Origin of the sequence: Aeromicrobium piscarium (assembly GCF_007421815.1) — a bacterium.
In the GTDB taxonomy this organism is placed as follows: domain Bacteria; phylum Actinomycetota; class Actinomycetes; order Propionibacteriales; family Nocardioidaceae; genus Aeromicrobium; species Aeromicrobium piscarium.
The window spans coordinates 1-21,269 of the sequence record NZ_VLNT01000003.1 but is presented as its reverse complement, the minus strand read 5'-3'; the positions used below and the strand labels follow the sequence as shown (position 1 = coordinate 21,269).

General features: G+C 68.5%; 25 protein-coding genes, 1 pseudogene and 1 riboswitch. Of the genes and pseudogenes, 7 read left to right on the top strand and 19 right to left on the bottom strand.

Annotated elements, in window-relative coordinates; genetic code table 11:
- Window positions 1-49: 49 nt before the first annotated feature.
- Together FNM00_RS05155 and FNM00_RS05150 are read right to left on the bottom strand one after the other, a co-directional pair.
- A complete protein-coding gene (locus tag FNM00_RS05155; protein ID WP_143912140.1) occupies window positions 50-1,228 on the bottom strand; it encodes an amidohydrolase in 1,179 nt (392 codons plus the stop codon).
- Window positions 1,229-1,244: 16 nt separating this feature from the next.
- Window positions 1,245-1,676 carry an SRPBCC family protein gene (locus FNM00_RS05150; RefSeq protein ID WP_143912138.1) on the bottom strand — a complete coding sequence of 144 codons (432 nt, stop codon included), beginning with the start codon at window positions 1,674-1,676 and terminating at the stop codon, window positions 1,245-1,247.
- Between the two features lie 228 nt (window positions 1,677-1,904).
- On the opposite strand from FNM00_RS05150, the gene FNM00_RS05145 reads away from it, so the two are divergent.
- A complete protein-coding gene (locus tag FNM00_RS05145; protein ID WP_143912136.1) occupies window positions 1,905-3,128 on the top strand; it encodes an HNH endonuclease in 1,224 nt (407 codons plus the stop codon).
- Between the two features lie 13 nt (window positions 3,129-3,141).
- On the opposite strand, the gene FNM00_RS05140 is transcribed toward FNM00_RS05145, so the two are convergent.
- Complete coding sequence (locus tag FNM00_RS05140) at window positions 3,142-4,431, bottom strand: MFS transporter (protein WP_143912134.1); 1,290 nt, start codon at window positions 4,429-4,431, stop codon at window positions 3,142-3,144.
- Window positions 4,428-4,841, bottom strand: a complete 414-nt coding sequence (locus tag FNM00_RS05135; protein ID WP_143912133.1) for a MarR family winged helix-turn-helix transcriptional regulator — start codon at window positions 4,839-4,841, stop codon at window positions 4,428-4,430. The genes FNM00_RS05140 and FNM00_RS05135 overlap by 4 nt, the downstream gene beginning before the upstream one ends.
- 91 nt (window positions 4,842-4,932) lie before the next feature.
- Here FNM00_RS05135 and FNM00_RS05130 point away from each other — a divergent pair, with 91 nt between their 5' ends.
- Window positions 4,933-5,595, top strand: a complete 663-nt coding sequence (locus tag FNM00_RS05130; protein WP_143912132.1) for a hypothetical protein — start codon at window positions 4,933-4,935, stop codon at window positions 5,593-5,595.
- Between the two features lie 15 nt (window positions 5,596-5,610).
- Here the strand turns inward: FNM00_RS05130 and FNM00_RS05125 are convergent, their stop codons facing one another.
- Together FNM00_RS05125 and FNM00_RS18785 are read right to left on the bottom strand one after the other, a co-directional pair.
- Window positions 5,611-6,234: an L-threonylcarbamoyladenylate synthase gene (locus FNM00_RS05125; RefSeq protein WP_143912130.1), complete on the bottom strand. Its 624-nt coding sequence runs from the start codon at window positions 6,232-6,234 to the stop codon at window positions 5,611-5,613.
- Between the two features lie 89 nt (window positions 6,235-6,323).
- On the bottom strand, window positions 6,324-6,470 hold the full coding sequence (locus tag FNM00_RS18785) for a GPGG-motif small membrane protein (protein WP_170931297.1): 147 nt from the start codon (window positions 6,468-6,470) through the stop codon (window positions 6,324-6,326).
- A gap of 121 nt (window positions 6,471-6,591) precedes the next feature.
- Between FNM00_RS18785 and FNM00_RS05120 the strand changes: the two genes are divergently transcribed.
- The 4 genes from FNM00_RS05120 to cobA are packed head-to-tail and all read left to right on the top strand — an operon-like array spanning window position 6,592 to window position 10,779.
- Window positions 6,592-7,389 (top strand): phosphoadenylyl-sulfate reductase, encoded by a 798-nt coding sequence (locus FNM00_RS05120; protein WP_143912129.1) that lies wholly within the window; start codon window positions 6,592-6,594, stop codon window positions 7,387-7,389.
- Between the two features lie 11 nt (window positions 7,390-7,400).
- Entirely contained in the window at window positions 7,401-8,312 is a 912-nt protein-coding gene (cysD, locus tag FNM00_RS05115; protein ID WP_143912127.1) for a sulfate adenylyltransferase subunit CysD, read from the top strand.
- Entirely contained in the window at window positions 8,312-9,589 is a 1,278-nt protein-coding gene (locus FNM00_RS05110) for a sulfate adenylyltransferase subunit 1 (protein ID WP_143912126.1), read from the top strand. The genes cysD and FNM00_RS05110 overlap by 1 nt, the downstream gene beginning before the upstream one ends.
- A 2-nt stretch (window positions 9,590-9,591) precedes the next feature.
- Window positions 9,592-10,779: a uroporphyrinogen-III C-methyltransferase gene (gene cobA / locus FNM00_RS05105; protein ID WP_143912125.1), complete on the top strand. Its 1,188-nt coding sequence runs from the start codon at window positions 9,592-9,594 to the stop codon at window positions 10,777-10,779.
- Between the two features lie 88 nt (window positions 10,780-10,867).
- Here cobA and FNM00_RS05100 read toward each other — a convergent pair whose 3' ends face one another.
- The 13 genes from FNM00_RS05100 to clsA all read right to left on the bottom strand — a co-directional run bounded on the left by FNM00_RS05100 (window position 10,868) and on the right by clsA (window position 20,953).
- A complete protein-coding gene (locus FNM00_RS05100; RefSeq protein ID WP_143912124.1) occupies window positions 10,868-11,350 on the bottom strand; it encodes an SRPBCC family protein in 483 nt (160 codons plus the stop codon).
- A 4-nt stretch (window positions 11,351-11,354) separates the two neighbouring features.
- Window positions 11,355-11,750 (bottom strand): hypothetical protein, encoded by a 396-nt coding sequence (locus FNM00_RS05095; protein WP_143912123.1) that lies wholly within the window; start codon window positions 11,748-11,750, stop codon window positions 11,355-11,357.
- Between the two features lie 121 nt (window positions 11,751-11,871).
- Window positions 11,872-12,243, bottom strand: a complete 372-nt coding sequence (locus FNM00_RS05090; protein WP_143912122.1) for a hypothetical protein — start codon at window positions 12,241-12,243, stop codon at window positions 11,872-11,874.
- A 132-nt stretch (window positions 12,244-12,375) separates the two neighbouring features.
- Window positions 12,376-15,210, bottom strand: coding sequence for an aminomethyl-transferring glycine dehydrogenase (gene gcvP / locus FNM00_RS05085; protein ID WP_143912121.1), 2,835 nt, complete (start codon window positions 15,208-15,210; stop codon window positions 12,376-12,378).
- A 61-nt stretch (window positions 15,211-15,271) separates the two neighbouring features.
- A riboswitch (glycine riboswitch) is annotated at window positions 15,272-15,362 on the bottom strand.
- 274 nt (window positions 15,363-15,636) lie between these two features.
- Window positions 15,637-16,212, bottom strand: coding sequence for a MerR family transcriptional regulator (locus tag FNM00_RS05080; RefSeq protein ID WP_143912119.1), 576 nt, complete (start codon window positions 16,210-16,212; stop codon window positions 15,637-15,639).
- A 235-nt stretch (window positions 16,213-16,447) separates the two neighbouring features.
- Entirely contained in the window at window positions 16,448-16,912 is a 465-nt protein-coding gene (locus FNM00_RS05075) for a bifunctional nuclease family protein (RefSeq protein ID WP_143912118.1), read from the bottom strand.
- Between the two features lie 3 nt (window positions 16,913-16,915).
- Complete coding sequence (ftsR, locus tag FNM00_RS05070; RefSeq protein ID WP_246065069.1) at window positions 16,916-17,629, bottom strand: transcriptional regulator FtsR; 714 nt, start codon at window positions 17,627-17,629, stop codon at window positions 16,916-16,918.
- Window positions 17,626-18,051 carry an FHA domain-containing protein gene (locus FNM00_RS05065; RefSeq protein WP_143912114.1) on the bottom strand — a complete coding sequence of 142 codons (426 nt, stop codon included), beginning with the start codon at window positions 18,049-18,051 and terminating at the stop codon, window positions 17,626-17,628. Before FNM00_RS05065 ends, ftsR begins: the two co-directional genes overlap by 4 nt.
- Before the next feature lie 120 nt (window positions 18,052-18,171).
- A complete protein-coding gene (gene gcvH, locus FNM00_RS05060) occupies window positions 18,172-18,546 on the bottom strand; it encodes a glycine cleavage system protein GcvH (protein WP_143912112.1) in 375 nt (124 codons plus the stop codon).
- The gene (locus tag FNM00_RS05055) at window positions 18,543-19,259 is read right to left on the bottom strand and encodes a DUF881 domain-containing protein (RefSeq protein ID WP_185972982.1); all 717 of its coding nucleotides are present in this window, start codon (window positions 19,257-19,259) and stop codon (window positions 18,543-18,545) included. Before FNM00_RS05055 ends, gcvH begins: the two co-directional genes overlap by 4 nt.
- Complete coding sequence (locus tag FNM00_RS05050; protein ID WP_143912109.1) at window positions 19,252-19,584, bottom strand: small basic family protein; 333 nt, start codon at window positions 19,582-19,584, stop codon at window positions 19,252-19,254. The genes FNM00_RS05055 and FNM00_RS05050 overlap by 8 nt, the downstream gene beginning before the upstream one ends.
- Window positions 19,581-20,369, bottom strand: coding sequence for a DUF881 domain-containing protein (locus FNM00_RS05045; protein ID WP_185972981.1), 789 nt, complete (start codon window positions 20,367-20,369; stop codon window positions 19,581-19,583). The genes FNM00_RS05050 and FNM00_RS05045 overlap by 4 nt, the downstream gene beginning before the upstream one ends.
- The gene (gene clsA / locus FNM00_RS05040) at window positions 20,366-20,953 is read right to left on the bottom strand and encodes a cardiolipin synthase ClsA (protein WP_143912106.1); all 588 of its coding nucleotides are present in this window, start codon (window positions 20,951-20,953) and stop codon (window positions 20,366-20,368) included. The genes FNM00_RS05045 and clsA overlap by 4 nt, the downstream gene beginning before the upstream one ends.
- 188 nt (window positions 20,954-21,141) lie before the next feature.
- Here clsA and FNM00_RS05035 point away from each other — a divergent pair.
- Window positions 21,142-21,269, top strand: a pseudogene (locus FNM00_RS05035) (superoxide dismutase); the annotation flags it as partial.

Sequence of the window (21,269 nt, the reverse complement as noted above, 5' to 3'; positions counted from 1 at the left end):
AGCGTGGCCCCGCTACCCGACCACTGAGGCTGGTTAAGTGCCTCGGTCATCACTCCAGCGGACGCGCAGCCACGCCGGCGAGCACCCGAGCGCCGACGGAGATCGCCTGCTCGTCCACCCGCAGATTGCCCTGGTGCAGGTCATAGGTGGGGCCGTCGGGAGTCCGCGTCCCCAAGCGGCCCATCGCGCCGGGGATCGCCTCGAGATACCAGGCGAAGTCCTCTCCCCCGAGGCTCTGCGGGGTGCTGGCGGCGCCCTTGACGCCCAGAGCCTCGGTCACCGCCTGGCGCAGGGTCTGCGTCGCGGCGAAGTCGTTCACGACCGGCGGTACGCCGCGCGTGTAGGTGATCTCCGCGGACACGCCGAAGGGCTCGATGATGTCGGCGATGAGCCCCCGGACGAATCGTTCGGCATCGTGCCAGGCCGCCGAGTCGAGCATCCGCAGCGTGCCGGTCAGCTCGCCGACCGAGGGGATCACATTGGCGGCGTTGCCGGCGGCGACCTGGCCCCAGACCAGGCTCACCCCCGCACGCGGGTCGAAACGGCGCGACAGGACCGCCGGCATCTGGGTGATGAGGCTGCCGAGGGCGTAGGTGAGGTCCTCGGTGAGGTGCGGCCGGGAGGTGTGCCCGCCTCGACCGCTCAGGACCACGTGGACATGGTCGGAGGCTCCGGTGATGGGTCCTTCGCGCAGCCCTACCTGGCCGACGTCGAGGGACGGATCGCAGTGCAGCGCGTAGATGCGCGCCACACCCTGCAGAGCGCCTTCGCGGAGGACCCGCAGTGCGCCACCGGGCATGACCTCCTCTGCTGGCTGGAAGAGCAGCCGCACGCGAACCGGCAGACCGTGCTCCTCGTGTGCCCGGGTCAATGCATGCGCGGCCCCGACGAGCGCCGAGATGTGGACGTCGTGGCCGCAGGCGTGCGCGATACCGGGTTGCCGTGAACGCCAGGGGTCCTGGGTGGCGTCCAGTACCGGGAGGGCATCGAGATCCGCGCGCAACGCGACGATCGGGCCCTCCGCGGGACCGATGTCCGCGGTCAGACCGGTGCCGATGTCCAGGCGCTCATAGCGCAGACCGAGCTTCTCGACCTGGGCGATCACGACATCGGTGGTGCGGTGCTCCTGCCAGGAGAGCTCGGGGAAAGCGTGCAGATCACGACGCAGCTCGATCAGGTCGGGGGTGATCTCCTCGATGGTCTGCGCGATGACGTCCTGGACACTCACCGGCCCAGGGTACCGCTCACCGCTCGAGCGCCCGACGCAGCGAGGCCACGGTCTCGTCGGCAAGGTCCCCGAGCTTCGGACGGACGACGAACGGGGCGGCCAGGCTGATCGGGAACCCGAAGGAGAAGTCGGCCCGGTACTGGATCTCGGTCCGCCCGTCGCCGAGATCGCGCAGGGCGAGATCGTCGAGAGTCGTCGACCAGCGCTGCCGGCCACGGAACCGGACTCTGCGCGGGGCGGCGTGAGTGACGGTGCTGTACACCAGCTCGACGCGGCGTCCGAGGAACTCCGAGACATTGTCGTAGGTGGTGCCGAGACCACCGTCGCCGGAACGCCGTGTGGTGCTGACCGTCCCCGGATCCCACTCCTCGGTGTGCGTGAAGTCGGCGAGGTAGTCGAAGACCTCGTCGATCGGACGCTGGACGGCGAAGATGCGTTCGACGTGCATGACAGCACGCTAGTAGCCGGTCCCCATGGCCGCTCGCCGACGCGAGTCTGCGACGGTGAGCCACGCACCTACCGAAGCGGGTCAGCCGGGAGAGAAGCGTCACCCCCAAGAACCGCCGAAGCGTCACGGATGTCCTGATGCAGAACTGTCACCGATCTCCTGAGACATGGCACCAGAAAGTCCGCCGCACCCCTTGACTGTTCGAACATTTGTTCGATAGACTGAGACATGGAATCGGGGGATCTGGCACGGCGGCTGCGGGACACCGCAGCCCTGCTTGATGCGTTCGCACCCTCGACCGACGCGCTACGGGCGTTGGAAGAGACGAGCAATGCGATCGATGCCGCCAAGGCTCAACTGACCGCTGAGATGTCCGAGACCCTGGAACACGAGGCCGAGGGGTATAGCTCGGTGAAGGCGTGGTTGCGGGATCAGCTCCGGGTGAGCTCGCGGCGTGCGAATGAGTTGGTCAGGTCTGGTCTGACACTGAAGCAGATCCCCGAGGCTGCGGAACTGGCCTCAGCTGGCGAGATCTCACTCGAGCATGTGAAACACCTGTCGTATGCGGTCACGCATGTCGGGCCCTCGCACACCCGGGACATGCTCCCGGAGCTGTTAGAGGTTGCCTCGACTCACGAGCCTGCCGCGTTGCGGCAGGTGGTCCGCACCCTGCGGGATGCGGTGTACCCCGATGAGTTGGATCAGGCGTGGATCGATGGCATGGCCCGTGAGGATATCCAGGTCAACCCCGTCCCTGACTGTGTTCACATCAACGGGTTCCTCAACTCCACCACCGGGGCCAAACTCACCGCCCTCCTGCAGTCGCTGTCCGCACCCCAGGGCGCGGACGATCCACGGACCTGTGCCCAACGGCGAGTAGACGGGCTAGAACGACTCCTCGACTCCGTCCTGAACAACGGTCTTCCCGGGGACAAGGGGGTGCGTCCGCACCTGGCCCTGACGATCGACGCCAGCACCCTGATGAACGACAGCGGGTCCGGGGAGTTGGTGGGGTTCGGGACCATCGGCATCCGCCAGCTGCAGGAGATGATCTGCGAAGCCGACATCACCCCCATCGCCACCGGCGGCAAAGACGGGATCCTCGACGTCGGCAGATCCAGCCGCCTGGCGACACCCCGGCAACGGACTGCGGTCCTCGCCCGACAAGGACACCAATGCGCATCACCCGGCTGCCGCGCACCCGTCGTCCACATCCACCACATCATCTGGTGGTCCCGCGGCGGACCCACCGATCTGGCCAACCTCATCGGCCTCTGCCCCAGATGCCACCGCGCGGTGCATGCCGGGAGCTTGGTCATCGACCCCACGACCCATGCCTTCACCGACCGCCAAGGCCGCCTCCTCCCCGGCAGCCACCCACGCCACCGACGACGACGCGCGCTGGAGCACCAACGTGCCCTCCACTACCAGACCTACCCCCACGCCAGCTGATCATCGCGTCCCGTCAGGAGGGGTGTTGGTCGAGTCCGTCCTCGGTCACGTGGTGACGGAGCGGCCAACGTGGCACGAGACTGCGCAGGCTGACCCGGCGCACGCGGGCGTAGGCCAAACCGGCCACGCCGATGCCGACACCGACCGTCGCACCGCTGATCACCAACGCCGCTCGCCCGCCCAGATGCTCACCGAACCAGCCGATGATCGGCGCCCCGAGCGGCACGCTGCCGAGAAACACCATCAGGTAGAGCGACACGACGCGGCCGCGCATGGACGGGGCCGAGGTCATCTGGATGAGGGCGTTCGCCGTCGTCGCGGTGGTCAGGACGCTGAGTCCCACGAGCGGGAGGACCGCCGCGTACGACCAGTACGTGGGCATGAGGCCCGACACCATCTGCGCCACGGAGAACACCAGCCCCGCCCCGACGATGAACCGCAGCCGCGGATGGCTGCGGCGCGCCGCGAGCAGCGCGCCCGCCAGTGAGCCGATCGCCAGAATGGAGCCGAGGACCCCGAACTCCCCCGCACCCTTGCCGAACACCTCGGTGGCCATCAGTGCCGAGGTGATCTGGAAGTTCATGCCGAAGGCGCCGAGAAAGAACACGCAGGTGAACAGCAATAGAAGATCGGGACGGGAGCGGACATATCGCAGCCCCTCCCGGACAGCGCCCCGGCCTCGCTCGGCCATGGGCGGACGATGCAGCACGGTACCGTCCATGAGGACCAGTGCCAGCAGCGTGAAGCCGTAGCTCAGCGCATTGATGACGATCACCCAGCCGGTGGCGTCGACCCCCGAACCGAGCGCGGCGATCAACAGGCCGGCCAGACCGGGACCGATGAGCCGCCCGGAGTTGAAGGAGGCGGAGTTCAAGGAGACGGCATTGGCGAGCCGTTCGATGTCGACCATCTCGCTGACGAAGGACTGTCGCGCGGGCGCCTCGAAGGCACGAGCACTGCCGAAGACGAAGGTCAGGATGTAGACCTGCCACGTCTCCACCAGACCGGTCACGGCGAGAACGCCCAGCACCCCGCAGGGCAACGCCATGCCGAGCTGCATGATGGCCAGCAGACGCCGCTTGGACATCCGATCGGCCAGCACGCCGGCGATCGGTGAAAACAGCAGCGACGGCAGCAGCTGGAGCGCCACGGTGATACCCAGCGCGGCTCCCGAACCGGTCAGTTGCAGGACCAGCCAGGCCTGCGCCGTGTTCTGCAGCCAGGTGCCGATATTCGAGACGAGCCCGCCCAACGCATAGATGCGGTAGTTGCGGACGGAGAGCGCGCTGAAGGTGGGACTCACTCCGCCTCCGCCAGGGCCATCAGCACGGGGGTGACCTCGCGCAGTAGCCGCTGCTGGGAGTCGTCGAGTCCGGCGAGGCGTTCCTCGAGCCAGGCATCCCGCCGTTCGCGCTCGTCGGAGAGGATGCGATCACCCTCCGCGGACAGCTCGATCAGGATCTGCCGACCGTCATCGGGATGAGGCGCACGCGTGACATAGCCGCACTCCACCAGGTGATTGAGTACCCGGGTGATCGACGGCGGGCGGACCCGCTCGACGGCGGCGATCGACCCCGGGGTCGCCGGACCGATCTGAGCGACCACGCCGAGCACCGACAGCTGAGTCGGGGTCAGCGTCGACTGTCGCTCCTGTCGCAGCCGCCGGTGAAGGCGCGCCACGGCGTGAGCGAGTCGCTGGGAATCGGTGGGCACACCGTTAGCTTAGCTCATTACCAAAGCTAAAGAAAATGGATGGACGCACTCACCCCGCCTGCGACCGCGAACGGACACTAGGCTGACAGGCGTGTTCTCGGACTGGAAGCGGCGCCGTGCCGCGCGACGAGTGAAGGCCGGCGACGGACACGCTCTTCAGCGTTACCGCTGGTGGCAGCCGCTCTCACGGGCGCTGCTCCACCTCGAACTCCCCGACGAGGACGGCGAGACGCACACCTGGTCGGTCGATATCCGGCTATGGGGAGACGAGGACGGCGATGTGCTCGCCCAGCTCTACCGTGACGGACGACACCACGCCCAGTCCAAGCTGCCGGCCACCTTCCCTGTTCCCGGAGGGACTATCGAGGTGGTCACCAGCCAGTTCGGCCTCAAGCGGTGTCACTTCGTCGCCATCGACGGGTCGGAACGGCAGCTGGTGCCCGACCCGGCATCCGCCGAGGGCCGACGCGCGCGGCTGGAACACCGTCACCCCTTCGTGGGGCGCGCCATCGGCCTGACGTCGATCGCCGTCCTGCTCTTCGCTGTGGTGCTCGGCATCCCGCAGATCGTCGATCAGGTCTCGCACATCCCCCCGGTCGCGGAGAACCTCGGCACCTTCACCTCGCCCTTCAGCCTGCCCGCATGGCTGAACGTCACACTCCTGGTCGCGACGCTGGTCGCCAGCACCGAGCGGGCGCTGCGACTGCACAACCACTGGCTGCTGGACGGCGGACTGTTCGACGGCGACACCTGAGCATCGCCGCCTCACCTACTCGAAGGGGGTCGGATCCCCCGCGCCGACACGCACGACCTCCGCGACGCCCTCGGAGAGGTCGACCACGGTGGTGGGTTCAGCGGGCACATCCTCGCCGGCATCGATGATCGCGTCGACGCGACCGTCGAGCTCCTCGTTGATCTCCCACGCGGCCGTCATCGCATTCTCCTGGCCCGGGAGGATCAGCGTCGTCGACAACAGCGGCTCACCGAGCGCCTCGACGAGCGCGAGACTGATGCGATGATCGGGGATGCGGACGCCCACGGTCTTCTTCTTGGCCTGCAGCAGGCGACGCGGCACCTCGCGGGTGGCGGGAAGGATGAAGGTATAGGAGCCGGGCGTAGCCGCCTTGACCGCGCGGAACACGGCATTGTCGACGTGCACCATCTGCCCGAGCTGCGAGAAGTCGCGGCACACGAGCGTGAAGTGATGCTTGGAGTCGAGATCGCGGATCGACCGGATGCGGTCCAGCGCCTCGGCGTTGCCGAGCTGGGCGCCGAGCGCATAGCCCGAGTCCGTCGGATAGGCGATGAGTCCCCCGTCGACGAGCACCGCCACCGCCTGGTCGACGGATCGCTGCTGCGGGTTGACCGGGTGAATGTCGATGAAGCGTGCCATGGGTCGAATCTAGTGGCTGGCGCTGACCTCCGCTGCGCACGGGAGACGACACCGCCCCGAGAACGGTGCCGTCTCCCCTGCACCACAGGTCAGGTGAAGATGCTGACACCTCCAGGGCCGACCAGCAGGGCGACGACGATGAGGATCACGCCCATCACGATGTCGCGCTGCAGGAGACGGATGATGCCGATAATGCCGATGATCACCGAGGCGATCCACAAGATGGTGGCCCACATGGTCGCGTCCTTTCGTCGAAGCTTCGCCGTGGTTGACGGGTCCAGCATCCCGCCGTTCGACCCGGTCCGCCATTCGGACAGCGCGATGCGGGTGCGATCGGCGACCTAGGCTGAGGACCTCATGAGTTCCCTACCCCTGACCCTGGCCGAACGTCGTGAACGCCAGCTCGCCCACGACAGCGCCCGCGAACGGCATCGTGCCGAGCGTCCGTCGCTGTTGGCGCCGAAGCGCTCGACCGACGAGCTCAGGGCGATCGCCGATGAGGCCCAGGCACGTTTCGACGAGGCGGACACCGACGCGGTGCTCGCCTGGGTGGCCGAGGAGTTCGGCTACCGCACGGCGGTCGCGTGCTCGATGGCCGATGCCGTCCTCCCACATGTCGTGGCGCGACACCTGCCCTGGGTCGACACGCTCTTCCTGGAGACCGGGTATCACTTCGCCGAGACCATCGGCACCAGGGACGCGGTCGAGGCCCAGCTGGAGCTCAGCATCGTCGATGTCACCGCCCGGCAGACCGTCGCCGAGCAGGACGCCGAGTACGGCCCCCGCCTCCACGAGCGGGACCCCGGGCTCTGCTGTCAGCTGCGCAAGGTCGAACCGCTGCAGCGCACGCTCGGCGAGTACGAGGTCTGGATCACCGGGGTGCGCCGGGACGAGGCACCGACCCGCGCGAACACCCCCTTCGTGACGTGGGACTACAAGAACGGCCTCGTGAAGGTGAATCCGCTGGCCGCCTGGTCCTGGGACGACCTGCTGGGCTACGCCGCCGAGCACGATGTCATCGTCAACCCCCTGGTCAACGACGGCTATCCCTCGATCGGCTGCGCCCCGTGTACGCGGCGAGTCGCCCCAGGAGAGGATCCTCGCGCCGGACGCTGGGCCGGACTGGACAAGACCGAGTGCGGACTGCACACCTGAGAGACGAGACCATGACACTCACACCTTCCCGCGAGCTCAGCCAGTTGCAGTGGCTGGAGTCCGAGTCGATCCACATCATCCGTGAGGTCGCCGCCGAGTTCGAGCGTCCGGTGATCCTGTTCTCCGGTGGCAAGGACTCCGTCGTGATGCTGCATCTGGCGGTGAAGGCCTTCTGGCCCGCCCCGGTCCCCTTCGCCGTGCTGCACGTCGACACGGGCCATAACTTCCCCGAGGTCCTGCGATTCCGCGACGACACCGCCGCGCGTCTCGGCCTGCGCCTCGAAGTGGCCAGCGTGCAGGACTACATCGACGATGGTCGCCTACGCGAGCGCGCGGACGGCACCCGCAATCCCCTCCAGACGCAACCGCTTCTCGATGCGATCTCCGAGCACCGCTTCGACGCGGTCTTCGGCGGTGGCCGGCGCGACGAGGAGAAGGCCCGCGCCAAGGAGCGGGTGTTCAGCCTGCGCGACGAGTTCGGCCAGTGGGACCCGCGCAATCAGCGTCCCGAGCTGTGGAATCTCTACAACGGCCGCCACACCCCCGGCCAGCATGTGCGGGTCTTCCCGCTCAGCAACTGGACCGAGCTGGACATCTGGCAGTACATCGGCGCGGAGAAGATCGAGCTGCCGAGCCTGTACTACGCCCACGACCGCGAGGTCTTCGAGCGCGACGGCATGCTGCTGGCGGTCGGCCCCTACTCCGAGCCCCGCGACGGCGAGACGGTCAGCACGCGTCAGGTGCGCTACCGCACGGTCGGTGACATGTCGTGCACCGGCGCCGTCGCCAGTCCTGCCTCGACCGTCGAGGATGTCATCGCCGAGGTGGCCGCGACCCGCGTTACGGAGCGTGGCGCCACGCGCGCGGACGACCGCATCTCCGAGGCCGCGATGGAAGACCGTAAGAAGGAAGGCTACTTCTGATGAGCACGCTGCTGCGGCTGGCGACGGCGGGGTCCGTCGACGACGGCAAGTCCACCCTGGTCGGGCGGCTGCTGTTCGACTCCAAGTCGGTGCTCGCCGACCAGTTCGACGCGGTCGAACGCGTCAGCAGGGATCGCGGCCTCGCTGCCGCCGATCTCGCGCTGTTGACCGACGGCCTGCGCTCCGAGCGCGAACAGGGCATCACCATCGACGTGGCCTACCGGTACTTCGCCACCGCGCGTCGCACCTTCATCCTGGCCGACTGCCCCGGCCACGTGCAGTACACGCGCAACACCGTGACCGGCGCGAGCACGGCCGATGTCGTCGTGGTCCTGGTCGATGTTCGCGGCGGATTGCAGGAGCAGACCCGGCGCCATCTGGCCGTCGCCTCGCTCCTGCGCGTGCCGCACGTGGTCGTCGTCGTCAACAAGATCGATCTCGTGGACTACGACGAGGCCGTCTACGACTCCGTCGCCGCCGATGTCATCGCGGCGGCGCGCGACCTCGGGATGCCCGATGTCACCACGATCCCCGTCTCCGCCCTCGCCGGTGACAATGTCGTCACCCGCTCGGAGCGCACACCCTGGTACGGCGGTCCGAGCGTACTGGAGCACCTCGAGGAGCTGTCGCCCAAGGGCGAACCGGACAGCGAGCCGCTGCGCTTCCCGGTTCAGCTCGTCATCCGCCCGCAGAGCGCCGCCGAGGAGCGGTTCCGCGACTACCGCGGCTATGCCGGACAGATCGCATCGGGCGTCGTCCACGTCGGTGATGAGATCGTGGCCCTGGCCAGCGGTCGCACGACCCGGGTCGTGGGCATCGACCAGGCCGGCCAGGAGCTCGACGAGGCCTTCGCACCGCAGTCGGTCACGCTTCGTCTCGCCGATGACATCGATATCAGCCGCGGCGACCTGATCGCCTCCGCCGACGGCGCCCCGGAGCTGACACAGGACATCGAGGGCACGCTCGCCTGGTTGTCGGATGCGCCGCTGCGCTCGGGCAGCAAGGTCCTCGTCAAACACGGAACCCGCACCGTGCAGGCCCTGGTCAAGGCCGTGACAGGACGCCTCGATCTGGACAGCGCCTCGGTGCTGCCGACCGACACTCTCGACCTGAACGACATCGGTCATGTGACATTGCGCCTCGCCTCGGCGGTCCCCGCCGAGCCCTATGTCGACGCGCGTAGCACGGGTGCGTTCCTCATCGTCGACCCGCACGACGGCAACACGCTCGCCGCCGGCATGGTCGGCGACGCGCTGCTGGCGACGGCGAACGTCTGACGGTGGCGGCCGCGCTCTTCCCGCTCTCGCTACGGATCTCCGGGCGCCGCGTCGTCGTCGTGGGAGGCGGACATGTGGCGACCCGCCGGATCGCCACATTGCTGGACGCCGGGGCCGATCTCGTGGTGATCTCCCCGGAGGTCACCGACTCGCTCGCCGCGACCATCGCCCGCGAGTCGCTCACCTGGCTCCGCCGCGACTATCGCACCGGCGACTTGGAGGGGGCCTGGCTCGTCCAGACGGCGACGGCGGACCCTGCGGTCGATGACGCCGTCGCCGCAGATGCCGAGGAGTCCCGCATCTGGTGTCTCAAGGGAGGCGACCCGGAGCATGCGACCGCGTGGGCGCCGGCCACCGGACGGGTGGACGACATCACCATCGCGGTCAACGCCGGGGGCGATGCGCGTCGCGCTGCCCTGCTCCGCAATGGTCTCGTCGCGGCGATCGAGACCGGTGACCTCCCGCTCCGCCATCGGACGCATCACCCCGGCGGCCGTGTCGCCCTCGTCGGCGGCGGGCCCGGCGATCCGGGGCTGCTCACCGCTCGGGCCCGGCGGCTGCTGGCCGAGGCCGATGTCGTGATCACCGACCGACTCGCACCCCTCGCCGTCCTCGATGAGCTGGATCCCGATGTGGAGGTCATCGATGTCGGCAAGCTGCCGGACCGCCACCCGATCCCCCAGGACGAGATCAACCGATTGATCGTCGACCGCGCACAGGCGGGCCGTGTCGTCGTACGACTCAAGGGCGGGGACCCGTACGTGTTCGGACGCGGCGGCGAGGAGTTGCTCGCCTGTCGAGAGGCCGGTGTCGAGGTCGAGGTGGTGCCCGGAGTCACCAGCGCCATCGCGGTGGCCGCGGCGGCGGGCATCCCGGTCACGCATCGTGGTGTCGCGCGCGGTTTCAGCGTGGTCACCGGGCACGAGGAGCTGGGTGAGCTGCCGCGGCGCGGCGATCACACCCTCGTGCTGCTGATGGGCGTGCGGCGGCTGGCCGCTACGACGTCTGAGCTCGTGGCGAACGGCCACGACCCGGCCACGCCCGCTGCGGTCGTCGAACGCGGCTGTACGCCCGATCAGCGGGTCACCGTCGCCACGCTGGGCACGCTGGCGGAGCGGGCCGCGGAGGTCGGCGCCACCTCGCCGGCGATCGTCGTCATCGGCGATGTCGTCACGGCGCTCACGCTCTGACGCCGCCACTCGGGCGGTGACGTACGCACCTCTCGAGCCTCAGGGCGGTGACGTACGCACCTCTCGAGCCGACTGAGAGGTGCGTAAGTCACCGCTCCCGGCGACGAGAGGTGCGTACGTCACCGCCCTGCAGCCAGGCGGCGAGCCGGCGCTCGCCGCGGCGCATGAGCACAGCGTGCGAGATCACGAAGAGCGGACGTGCCAACGGGTCCACGCTCCGCATCCAGGCTCGGGTGGCGACGACGTCCCACTCGATCAGCAGGATCGTGGTCGACCGCGGCGCCGGCACGAACCTGACCACAGCACGCCCTCGTAGATCGCCGTCCGCCGAGAAGGTCAAGTGGTCGGGGCGAGCGAGCTCGAGATCGGACACGGTGAACCCCAGCCGATATCCGAGACCGGTGTCGGCGCGCAGGTCGATCGTGTCCGGCGTGGTGCCGACCGCTCGCACCGATCCCCACCACGGCAGCGGGTCGCCGGACTCGAGCTGGGACAGCAGCGCGTCCCACAGCTCGCCTCGCCCGACCGGCAACACCCAACGCGAGCGCAGGGAGTAGGGACGGGACCACACGGGCTCAGCCCCGGATCGTGCGGTTGCGGAAGACCCACCAGAGGCCCACCACAGGGAGCAGGAGGGGCACGAAGGCGTACTGGATGCCGAAGGTCGACCAGACGGTCGCATCTGGGAACAGTTGCTCGTCGAAGACCGTCAGCAAGCCGACCACGACGACCCCGACCAGCTCGAAGCCGATCGTCCAGGTGGCGAGGCCCCGGCGGTTAGTAGCCAGGGCGTAGGTCGCGACGATGTAGACCAGACCGGCGAGCGCCGACAGGCCATAGGCGAAAGGCGCCTCATCGGCCTTGGTGGCCAGCTGATAGAGCGAGCGTGCCGACGCCGACAAGGCGAACACGGCGTAGACGGCCACCACGATGCGGCCGAAGCCGTGGGAAGTGTGAGTGTCGGACGACATGATGACCCCAGCCTATGGCCCCGCCCAGCGCTCGGAGCAGGCAGTGCCTGCTCCGATGACGATGCATCGTGGTCCTTATAGGCGCCGTGGCGCATCATCGTCTTTCCGGGCGCAGCCCAGGTCAGAAGGCGGAGCCGGTGCCCGACCAGATCCCCTGCAGTCGCAACATCAGTGCGGCGACGGTGACCATGGCGATCACGACGACCCCGGTCCCCCATCTGGACCTCTCGATGACGCCCCAGAACACGGCGACCGGTGGTACGACGAGGACGGTCGCGAGATAGGAGAAGAACAACACTGGATCGACATCGTGGTCGCGTCCGTTGTACGCGACGATCGCCCCGATGAGGATGCCGACGAGGACGACCTCCAGCACCGCGAGAGCGTAGAACAACGGATTGCTGAAGCGGTAGCCGCGCCAGCTGTGCCAGCCGGCGTACACGGCGATCGCCAGGGCGTACGCACTCGTCAGGTAGACCACGAGCGAGCTCATACCGTCCCTTTCAGGTTGTCGACCCGGCCGTGCTCAGTCTTCCATGTCCTCCCCCCGCCTCGGTGGGCGGTGAGCTTTCCCGCACCGACCTGCGCGAGATGCGGGAAAGCTCACCGCCCAGCGGAGCGGGACTCAGTCGAGCGGGGCGAATGCCGTCGGGGGCGGACAGGAGCACATCAGGTTGCGGTCGCCATAGGCCTGGTCGATCCGGCCGACCGGAGGCCAGTACTTGTCTTGAGTGGCGCCCGTCGGGAAGAGGCCCTCCGCCACCGAGTAGCCGTGCGACCACTCCAGCAGCTCGCGAGCGGCGTGCGGTGCGCCCGCCAGCGGCGAGTCTCCGTCGGCGTACTCGCCCGCCGCCACCCGGTCGATCTCGGCACGGATCGCCAGCATCGCGTTGCAGAAGCGGTCCAGCTCGGCGAGGTCCTCGGACTCGGTCGGCTCCACCATGAGCGTCCCCGCCACCGGAAAGCTCATGGTCGGCGCATGGAAGCCGTAGTCGATGAGTCTCTTGGCCACATCGTCGATCGTGACGCCCGCGGGTCCGGCGACCGACTTCACGTCGAGGATGCACTCGTGGGCGACCAGCCCGTTCTCGCCGGTGTAGAGCACCGGGAACGCCTCGGCCAGCCGGGCCGCGACGTAGTTGGCCGACAGCACAGCCACCGAGGTGGCATCAGTCAGCCCCTGGGCGCCCATCATCGCGATATAGGCGTACGGGATCGGCAGGATGCCGGCCGATCCGTACGGAGCGGCCGAGATCGCCCCGGTCGCGGCGCGTCGGCCGGCATCGGGATGCAACGGATGCGTCGGAAGGAAGGCCGCCAGATGTTCCGCGACGGCGACGGGACCGACACCCGGGCCCCCGCCCCCGTGCGGGATGCAGAAGGTCTTGTGCAGGTTCAGATGCGAGACATCGCCGCCGAACTCCCCGGGTCGGGCGTGACCGAGCAGGGCGTTGAGATTCGCGCCGTCCACGTAGACCTGGCCGCCGACCTCGTGGACGATCTCGCAGAGCTCGGTGATGCCGTGCTCGTAGACGCCGTGGGTGGACGGATAGGTCACCATGATCGCGGCGATCTGGTCGCCGTGGCGCTCACAGGTCGCTCGCAGATCGTCGAGGTCGACCTCACCGGCCTCGGACGCCGCGACGATGACGACGCGCATACCCGCCATGACGGCCGATGCGGCATTGGTGCCGTGCGCCGAGCTCGGGATCAGGCAGATGTCGCGAGCCTCGTCGCCCCGGCTGCGGTGATAGGAGCGGATCGCGAGCAGACCGGCGAGCTCGCCCTGGGATCCGGCATTGGGCTGAACGGAGACCGCCGCGTAACCGGTCACCTCGGCGAGCCACTCCTCGAGGGTCTCGACGAGCTCGATCATGCCGGCGGCGTCGGCCGCGGGCACGAAGGGATGCAGATCGGCGAACTCGGGCCAGCTGATCGGCTCCATCTCCGTGGTGGCGTTGAGCTTCATGGTGCAGGAGCCCAGCGGGATCATGCCGCGATCGAGGGCGTAGTCACGATCGCTGAGACGTCGCAGGTACCTCAGCAGCTGCGTCTCGCTGCGGTGCTCGGTGAAGACCGGATGGGTCAGGATGTCGTCGCGGCGCACGAGCGGTTCAGGCAGGTAGGTGCGACCGCTGAGCATACGACGTTCCTCGACGCCGAAGGCCTTCAGCACGCGGTTCAGGTGCTCGAGGGTGGTGACCTGCGAGCAGGCGACCTGGACGTGGTCGTCGTCGACGCGCCACAGGTGGATGTCCTCGCTGCGCGCCCCGGCGACGATGCTGTCAGCCTGCCCCTCCACGCGGACGACGACGGTGTCGAAGAACTCCCCGTGGAGCGTGGCGATGCCGGCATCGTTCAGCGCGTCGTGCAGCGTCGCGGCGTGCTGATGGACCGACAGCGCGATGGAGCGCAACCCCTCCGCGCCGTGGTAGACGGCGTACATGCCCGCGACGACCGCCAGGAGCACCTGCGCGGTGCAGATATTGGACGTCGCCTTCTCACGACGGATGTGCTGTTCGCGGGTCTGCAGCGCAAGCCGGTAGGCCGGCTGTCCCGCCGCGTCGACCGAGACACCGACCAGACGTCCGGGAAGCTGACGTTCCAGACCGTCGCGCACTGCCATGAAGGCCGCATGCGGCCCGCCGTAGAACATCGGGACGCCGAAGCGCTGGGTGGAGCCCACCACGATGTCCGCGCCCAGCTCGCCCGGCGAGCGCAGAGCCACCAGAGCCAGCGGATCCGCGACGACGACCGCCAGTCCGCCGGCCTCGTGCGAGGCCGCGATGACATCGCTCGGGTCCGTGACGGCCCCGTCCGCCGCCGGATAGGCGATCACCGCGCCGGCGGTGTCCGCCACCTGCTCCGTTCCGGCGAGGTCGGCCTCGATCAGCTCGATCCCGATCGCGTCGGCCCGTGTACGCAGCACGGCCAAGGTCTGCGGGGCCAGACGCGTGTCGACGGCGATCGGGCGCAGATCCTTGCCCCGCGATGCGCGCCGGATGACGGTGAGCGCCTCGGCGGCGGCCGTTCCCTCATCGAGCAGGGACGCGTTCGCGGTGGGCAATCCCGTCAGATCGCTCACCATCGTCTGGAAGTTCAACAGGGCCTCGAGCCGGCCCTGGGAGATCTCAGGCTGATAGGGCGTGTAAGCGGTGTACCAGGCGGGATCCTCAAGGATATTGCGGCGGATCACGGCCGGCGTCTCGGTCGGGTGGTAGCCGAGGCCGATCATGGCGATGCCGGGAGTGTTCTTGGCGGCGAGGGCGCGCAGTCGCGCGGTCGCAGCAGCCTCGCTCGCCGCGGGCGGCAGGCTCAACTCGGTCTCACCACGGATCCCCTGTGGCACTGCGGCGGCCATCAGGTCGTCGAGCGAGTCGTACCCGAGCCGGCGCAGCATCGCGAGCTGGTCGGAGGGACGGGGGCCGAGGTGGCGCGAGGCGAAGGGCGCGGACGTCACGAGGAACTCCTGGGTCGGCGGTCAGAGCGCCTCCCCCTCTGTCACAGCGCTTCAGAGGTGCCTCGATCGCGTGGTCCGGGTGCCTGAGAGGTTCCGGGGAGGAATTGCCCCTTCGGCGCCGCGCGGAGCACGGACTCTCCCACGCGTGTCAACAGCACTGCCGAGTCTAGTGCCCTGCGCCGAAAGTTCATAACCGCTTTTCGCCGTCTGAGCTGCGCTCCGCGACGTTGGCGTCACTCGAAAGGCGTCTCCCCCAAGCACTCCGCTTCGCTCCGTGCAGGGCGGTACCCCCAGCCTGCCCGCGCTCCGCCGTGGGGGCACCTCCCTGGACGGAGTCCTTGGGGGATTGCGGAGCATCCACTCAGACGACGCCTCTCGGCAACGAACCTCCGACGCAGGACACTAGAACATCGGCGGGTGGCAGTGTCAGCTGGACTTGCGGGCGCGGCGAGCGGCGAGTTCGTCGGTGATGTCGCTGGCCGCCTCGGCCCGCTCGGTGGGGAGCTCGAGGAGCGTGCCCTCGATCTCCTTCCAGACGCCGCCGATGGCGATGCCGAAGACGCCCTGTCCACCCTGGAGGAGATCGATGACCTCGTCGGCGGAGCGGCACTCGTAGACGCTGGCTCCGTCGCTCATCAGCGTGACCTGGGTGAGATCGTCGGTGCCGCGTTGGCGCAGGTGGTCGATGGCCGTACGGATCTGCTGCAGCGATACTCCCGCATCCAGGAGGCGCTTGATGATCTTCAGCAGCAGGACGTCCTTAAAGGAGTACAGGCGCGCGGTGCCTGACCCGGTGGCATCGCGGACCGTGGGGACGACCAGGCCGGTGCGCGCCCAGTAGTCGAGCTGGCGATAGGTGATGCCCGCCGCGTTGCAGGCCGTAGGACCGCGGAAACCGGTGTCCTGCGGGAGTGGCGCGAGGTCATCGTTGAAGAGCAGCCCCTGGTCGCCGGCGCGTTGGCGCGCCTCAGCGGAGTCGTCTCCGTGGGTCGGATCGATCATCGTGCGCCTTCCTGCGTGGCTATGAGGGGAAGTCTACCGCGTGGAACGACACTCGTGTACTTCCACGTGCACCCTCAAGTTAAGGGTGAAGGTCTGCCCGCGTCCACGACCGGCGCGGCGTGTCGCCGACTCTCCTGCGCGGACGCTTCCGAGACGCGGTCCGAGGCCGGTTGGCCACCGCCCTCACTGTGCGGAGGGAGATCGCGTGGGAGGGCTCACCGGCCACGGCGTGATCTCAGCCCTCGAAGTCCTCGGGGTCGACGGAGTCGAGGAACTCGCGGAAACGCTCGACCTGAGTCTCCTCGTCTTCGTCCTGCTCGATCGCCGCCTGGTCGAGCACGTCCTCGGCGCACATGATCGACGTCCCCACCCTCAGCGCCAGCGCGATCGCGTCGCTGGGGCGCGCCGAGACGAGGGCCCCGGACCCGAACACCAGCTCGGCGAAGAAGACGCCGTCGCGGACATCGACGATGCGGACCTCGTCGATGTCGTCGCCGAGGGCGTCGATCACGCTCGCCATGAGCTCATGGGTCAGCGGACGCGGCGAGAGGACGCCCTGCTGCGCCTGGGCGATCGCGGCCGCTTCGACGGCACCGATCCAGATCGGCAGATAGCGGTCGCCCTCGACCTCACGCAGCAGCACCAGCGGCTGACTCGTGGGCATCTCGACCCGGACGCCGATGACCTCGAGCTCACGCATCGCTCAGCCCCGCAGCTCCCCGCGCACCAGGACCGCATGCAACCGCACCATCGTGGCGGCCAGCTCGATCAGCTGCGTCGCCGACTGGGGATTGGACCGCGAACCGCGCGGGATCGCCTGGTCGAGCAGAGCGGACTCGCGGTCGGCCGCCGCCCGGAAACCACGCAGGTGACGCGGTTCGATACCCAGCCCCGCCATCTTGCCGACCAACGCGGCGATCTGCAGATCGTCGCGGCTGTAGAACCGCTGATGCGGCCGTCGTCGGATGAGCTGGAAGCCCTCGATCTCCGAGAGCATCGCATCGTCGATTCCGGCGGCCTCGAGCAGCTCGTCACGCGTCAGGCGCGTCGAACCCCGCCCTTCGGCGAAGGTCTCGACCGTGGGAAGCCCATCCTCGCCGACCGCGACCTCGGGCACGAACAGCGCTGGATCGTCGATCTCGGGCATCGCACCGCGATCGATCTCGTCGAGCACCTGGCGGATGTGGCTGAGCGGCCAGAACTTCTCTTTCTGCATCCGCAGCACGAAGCGCAGCCGCTCGACATCGTCGTAGGAGTACTTGCGATACCCGGCGGCCGTGCGCTCAGGCTCGACGAGCCCCTCGGTCTCCAGGTAGCGCAGCTTGCTGAGCGTCAGCTCGGGAAAATCCGGCCGCAACTCGTCGAGGACCTTGCCGATCCCCAGACGCGCTGGCCTTTCGCCGAGGGCTTCGCTCACGCCGACCCGTCCTGGGACGATCCAGGGAAGTAGATGAGCCGGTACTTGCCGATCTGGACCTCGTCGCCGCCGTTGAGCGCGATATCGCCGTCGATGCGGTCGCGGTTCACGTAGGTGCCGTTGAGGCTCCCCAGATCCGAGACGACATAGCCCCGGTCGCGACGAGTGAAGACCGCGTGACGACGCGACACGCTGATGTCGTCGAGGAAGATATCACTCGAGGGATGCCGGCCGACCGAGACCTGCTCGGCGTCGAGCAGGAATCGTGAACCGGCATCGGGCCCACGCTGCACGAGCAGCATCGCGCTGCCCTCGGGGAGACTCTCGACGGCCGAGATGTCAGAGGCTGACATCTCCTCGGTGTCGGCGTCGATCGCCGGGAACATGTTCGTGTCGTCGTCGGAACCACCCGGCGTGGACATCGATCACCAACTCCTCTTCAGTCTCAAGGTCACGTTCACCGTCAGGCTCCAACCTAGCAGGAGGGACGGGCCCGCGACAGAGCCCGTGAGCACTGCTCCTAGTGGTCTGTCACCGACGCTTCAGCCCGCGATATGGGCCGCGTAGCCCGCGGCGTCCAGCAGGCCCTCCGTCGGATCGCCCGCGACGCGGACGCGTAGCAGCCAGCCCTCGCCGTAGGGATCGCCGTTGATGGTCTCCGGCGTGCTCTCGAGCGCCTCATTGCGCTCCACGATCTCGCCGTCGACGGGCGAAAAGACATCCGACACCGACTTGGTCGATTCCAGTTCGCCGATGACCGAGCCGGCCGTGACGGCCTCGCCCGCGGCCGGCAGCTCGACGAAGACGATGTCACCCAGCTGATCCTGCGCGTAGTGGGTCACCCCGACCGTCACGATGTCGCCGTCCGCGCGCACCCACTCGTGTTCACGGCTGTAGTGCAGGTCCTCAGGGATCACGGTGTCTCCTCCGGGTCGGTCGATGCGGATCGAGCGTACTGGGCGTCGGTCGCGTCAGCCAAGGCGGTGATCGTCAACCGCTCGCGCCGCTCGACGCTCACGGTACCGCCTTTGGTCTCGACCCGATCGGCCAGTCCACCGCGGAAGTACACGGCCTCGTCCAGCGTGTGCGGGTCGCCGATCGCCTCGATCACGAAGGGCGGCTCGAGGAGTCGTCCGCCGACCCGGATGCCGTCGCGATCGTCCAGGAAGTACGTGTTGGCGACGACGCGCGCCGTGCCGTTGACCGCCAGCACCTCCGCACCCGCGTCGCGGAGCTCCTCGATCGCGTCGAGCAGGACCGCCGCGGTCATGACCTCCTGTCCGCCGTCGATGTCGACCGCGATCCCCGGTCCCGCCGCCGGAGCCGTGCCCGCGAGGATCGCGAGCTCGTCAGCGCGCTTGCGAGCCGCCTCCTCGGCCTGCTCGTCGCTGGCGGTGGAGTCGCGCAGTTCGTCGCGCGTCGCGGTCAGCTCGGAGATCTGACGCGACAGACGCTGATTCGACGCGTCGAGGGACTTCAGCAGTTCGCCGAGCTCGGCACCGCGGACGCCGGCGAAGTCGCGCTGCTCGTCCTCCCGCCACTGCGCCACGATCGCGAACGCGAGCGCCCCCACGAGCACCGCGATCAGCACCTGCATCGGGCGCGTCACCCGCCGGGAACGTTCACGCATGGAAGATCTGCCTGCGGATCGCTGCGGCATTGGCGAAGATACGGATGCCGAGCACCACGATGACGCCGGTGGACAGCTGCGATCCCACGCCGAGCTGGTCGCCGAGGAAGACCATCGCGGCGGCGATCAGCACATTGGAGACGAAGGACACCACGAAGACTCGATCATCGAACCGCTTCTCGCCGATCGCCCGGGCCGCGCCGACCACCGCGTCGAGTGCCGCGATGATCGCGATGGGCACATAGGGCTGGAGTGGGGCCGGAACCGTGGGCTGCAGCACGATGCCGGCCACGATACCGATCGCCAGACCGATGACGGGGATCATGGGGCCTCCTGCAGTTTCGTCGCCTGGTTCAGGCTCAGGCGCGTGTCCGGCGCGGCCGGGAGCCGCAGTGTCTCCGACTCCTCGACACTCCAGGAGACGCCGGCCTCGGTCGAACGATGGGCCCAGTGGCGTCCGGAAGGGTTGGCGCGCAGCCTCTCCCCCATGCTCGCCGGACCGATCGCCGCGATCTCATAGGGCTCGCTGATCGGACGGAAGTTGACGGTGACCGACTCCCCCGCCCATCGGATCGCCGTCATGCTGCCGAGGCGTTGGCCGTTGATCGAGACCGCTTCCGCGCCGGCGTACCAGAGGCCGTTCGCCAGCAGCTGCAGGTCCTGATCGGTGATCTGTCCGCCGGGCCCCTCACCGGATGTCGCGGTGACCGTCAGCCCAGGGCCTTCCACCGGCACCGCCGCGGCCACGACGCCGCTCTGCTCAGTGCCCGCACCCGACGCGTCGGCATCGGCCCGCAGCCCCTCGACCTCGTGGGTGAGCTCGTCGATCCGCGCGCGCTGCGTGGCCACCAGGTTCTCGCGGTTCTCGATATCGCTGATGACGGCGGCCCGCTCGAGATCGCTGGCGGGCTGCCCGACGCGTGTCTGCACCGCCGCCGTGGCGACGAGCAGGCCGAAGGCCAGCATCGTGATCGCCGAGAGGGCCCGCGCCCGACGCGGCGGGCGATGGTGCGGGGCGTAGTACTCGTCCTCGAGCGCGGTGTCCCAGATCCGGTCCAGCAGGGATTCGGCTCCCCGAGGACCCGTCCGCGCGCCCGCGCCCTCCGTCATGTCGAGCGCACCGCGGGCGTGGTGGACAGCAGGTGCCGCAACTGGAAGGTGTAGAGAATGCCTGCCCACCAGTACAGGCCGACACCCCAGATCGTGAACGCCCATCCGAAGACATTGGCGAGGTCGGCGACGACGCCCACACCGTCGCCGAGCAGCAGCAGCGGGAAGGCATAGAGCAGACCTGCCGTCGCCGCCTTGCCGAGGAAGTGCACAGGGAGCGCGCTGTAGCCGCGGGTGCGCAGGAACGGGATCAGCGAGAACAGCAGCACGTCGCGCAGCGGCAGGATGATCGCCAGCCACCACGGGATGATGTCGCGCAGCCCGAGACCGACGACGACCGCCAGGATGTAGAGCCGATCCGCGACGGGATCGAGGATCGCGCCCAGGCGCGATGTCTGCCCGAGCGAGCGGGCGATCTTGCCGTCGAGGTAGTCGGTGATGCCCGAGATGACCAGTACTGCCAGCGCCGCGACGTCCCACTGCGGCCCGAGCACCAGCCAGAGGAAGACCGGGACCAGGGCGATCCGCACGAAGCTCAAGAGATTGGGAACGGTGAAGATCCGTTCGCCACTGCGCTCGGTCACCCGACCTCCTTCGCCAGCTCGCCGATGTCTGCAGAACAGCCTAGGGTATCGGGCCTCGCGCAGGTCGCTCGCGCCGCCGGGACCTCCCGGTCTTGCGACTCCGGGAAGGGCTGAGAGACTGAGGGTGTTACTTCCCCTAGAACGCTCTGACGCGAGCCACTGCGGTTCGCGCGATAGAAGGAGGACGCGTGGCTGAGTACACTTTGCCGGATCTGCCGTATGACTATGGGGCGTTGGACCCGCATATCTCGGGCAAGATCATGGAGCTGCATCACGACAAGCACCATCAGAACTACGTCAACGGCCTGAACACCGC

Coding starts and splice junctions, on each gene's coding strand:
- FNM00_RS05150 (WP_143912138.1), bottom strand. CDS start 1,676: ATGCACGTCGAACGCATCTTCGCCGTCCAGCGTCCGATCGACGAGGTC.
- FNM00_RS05145 (WP_143912136.1), top strand. CDS start 1,905: ATGGAATCGGGGGATCTGGCACGGCGGCTGCGGGACACCGCAGCCCTG.
- FNM00_RS05125 (WP_143912130.1), bottom strand. CDS start 6,234: ATGGCACGCTTCATCGACATTCACCCGGTCAACCCGCAGCAGCGATCC.
- FNM00_RS18785 (WP_170931297.1), bottom strand. CDS start 6,470: ATGTGGGCCACCATCTTGTGGATCGCCTCGGTGATCATCGGCATTATC.
- FNM00_RS05120 (WP_143912129.1), top strand. CDS start 6,592: ATGAGTTCCCTACCCCTGACCCTGGCCGAACGTCGTGAACGCCAGCTC.
- cysD (WP_143912127.1), top strand. CDS start 7,401: ATGACACTCACACCTTCCCGCGAGCTCAGCCAGTTGCAGTGGCTGGAG.
- FNM00_RS05110 (WP_143912126.1), top strand. CDS start 8,312: ATGAGCACGCTGCTGCGGCTGGCGACGGCGGGGTCCGTCGACGACGGC.
- FNM00_RS05095 (WP_143912123.1), bottom strand. CDS start 11,750: ATGTCGTCCGACACTCACACTTCCCACGGCTTCGGCCGCATCGTGGTG.
- FNM00_RS05090 (WP_143912122.1), bottom strand. CDS start 12,243: ATGAGCTCGCTCGTGGTCTACCTGACGAGTGCGTACGCCCTGGCGATC.
- FNM00_RS05080 (WP_143912119.1), bottom strand. CDS start 16,212: ATGATCGATCCGACCCACGGAGACGACTCCGCTGAGGCGCGCCAACGC.
- FNM00_RS05075 (WP_143912118.1), bottom strand. CDS start 16,912: ATGCGTGAGCTCGAGGTCATCGGCGTCCGGGTCGAGATGCCCACGAGT.
- FNM00_RS05065 (WP_143912114.1), bottom strand. CDS start 18,051: ATGTCCACGCCGGGTGGTTCCGACGACGACACGAACATGTTCCCGGCG.
- FNM00_RS05055 (WP_185972982.1), bottom strand. CDS start 19,259: ATGCGTGAACGTTCCCGGCGGGTGACGCGCCCGATGCAGGTGCTGATC.
- FNM00_RS05050 (WP_143912109.1), bottom strand. CDS start 19,584: ATGATCCCCGTCATCGGTCTGGCGATCGGTATCGTGGCCGGCATCGTG.
- FNM00_RS05045 (WP_185972981.1), bottom strand. CDS start 20,369: ATGACGGAGGGCGCGGGCGCGCGGACGGGTCCTCGGGGAGCCGAATCC.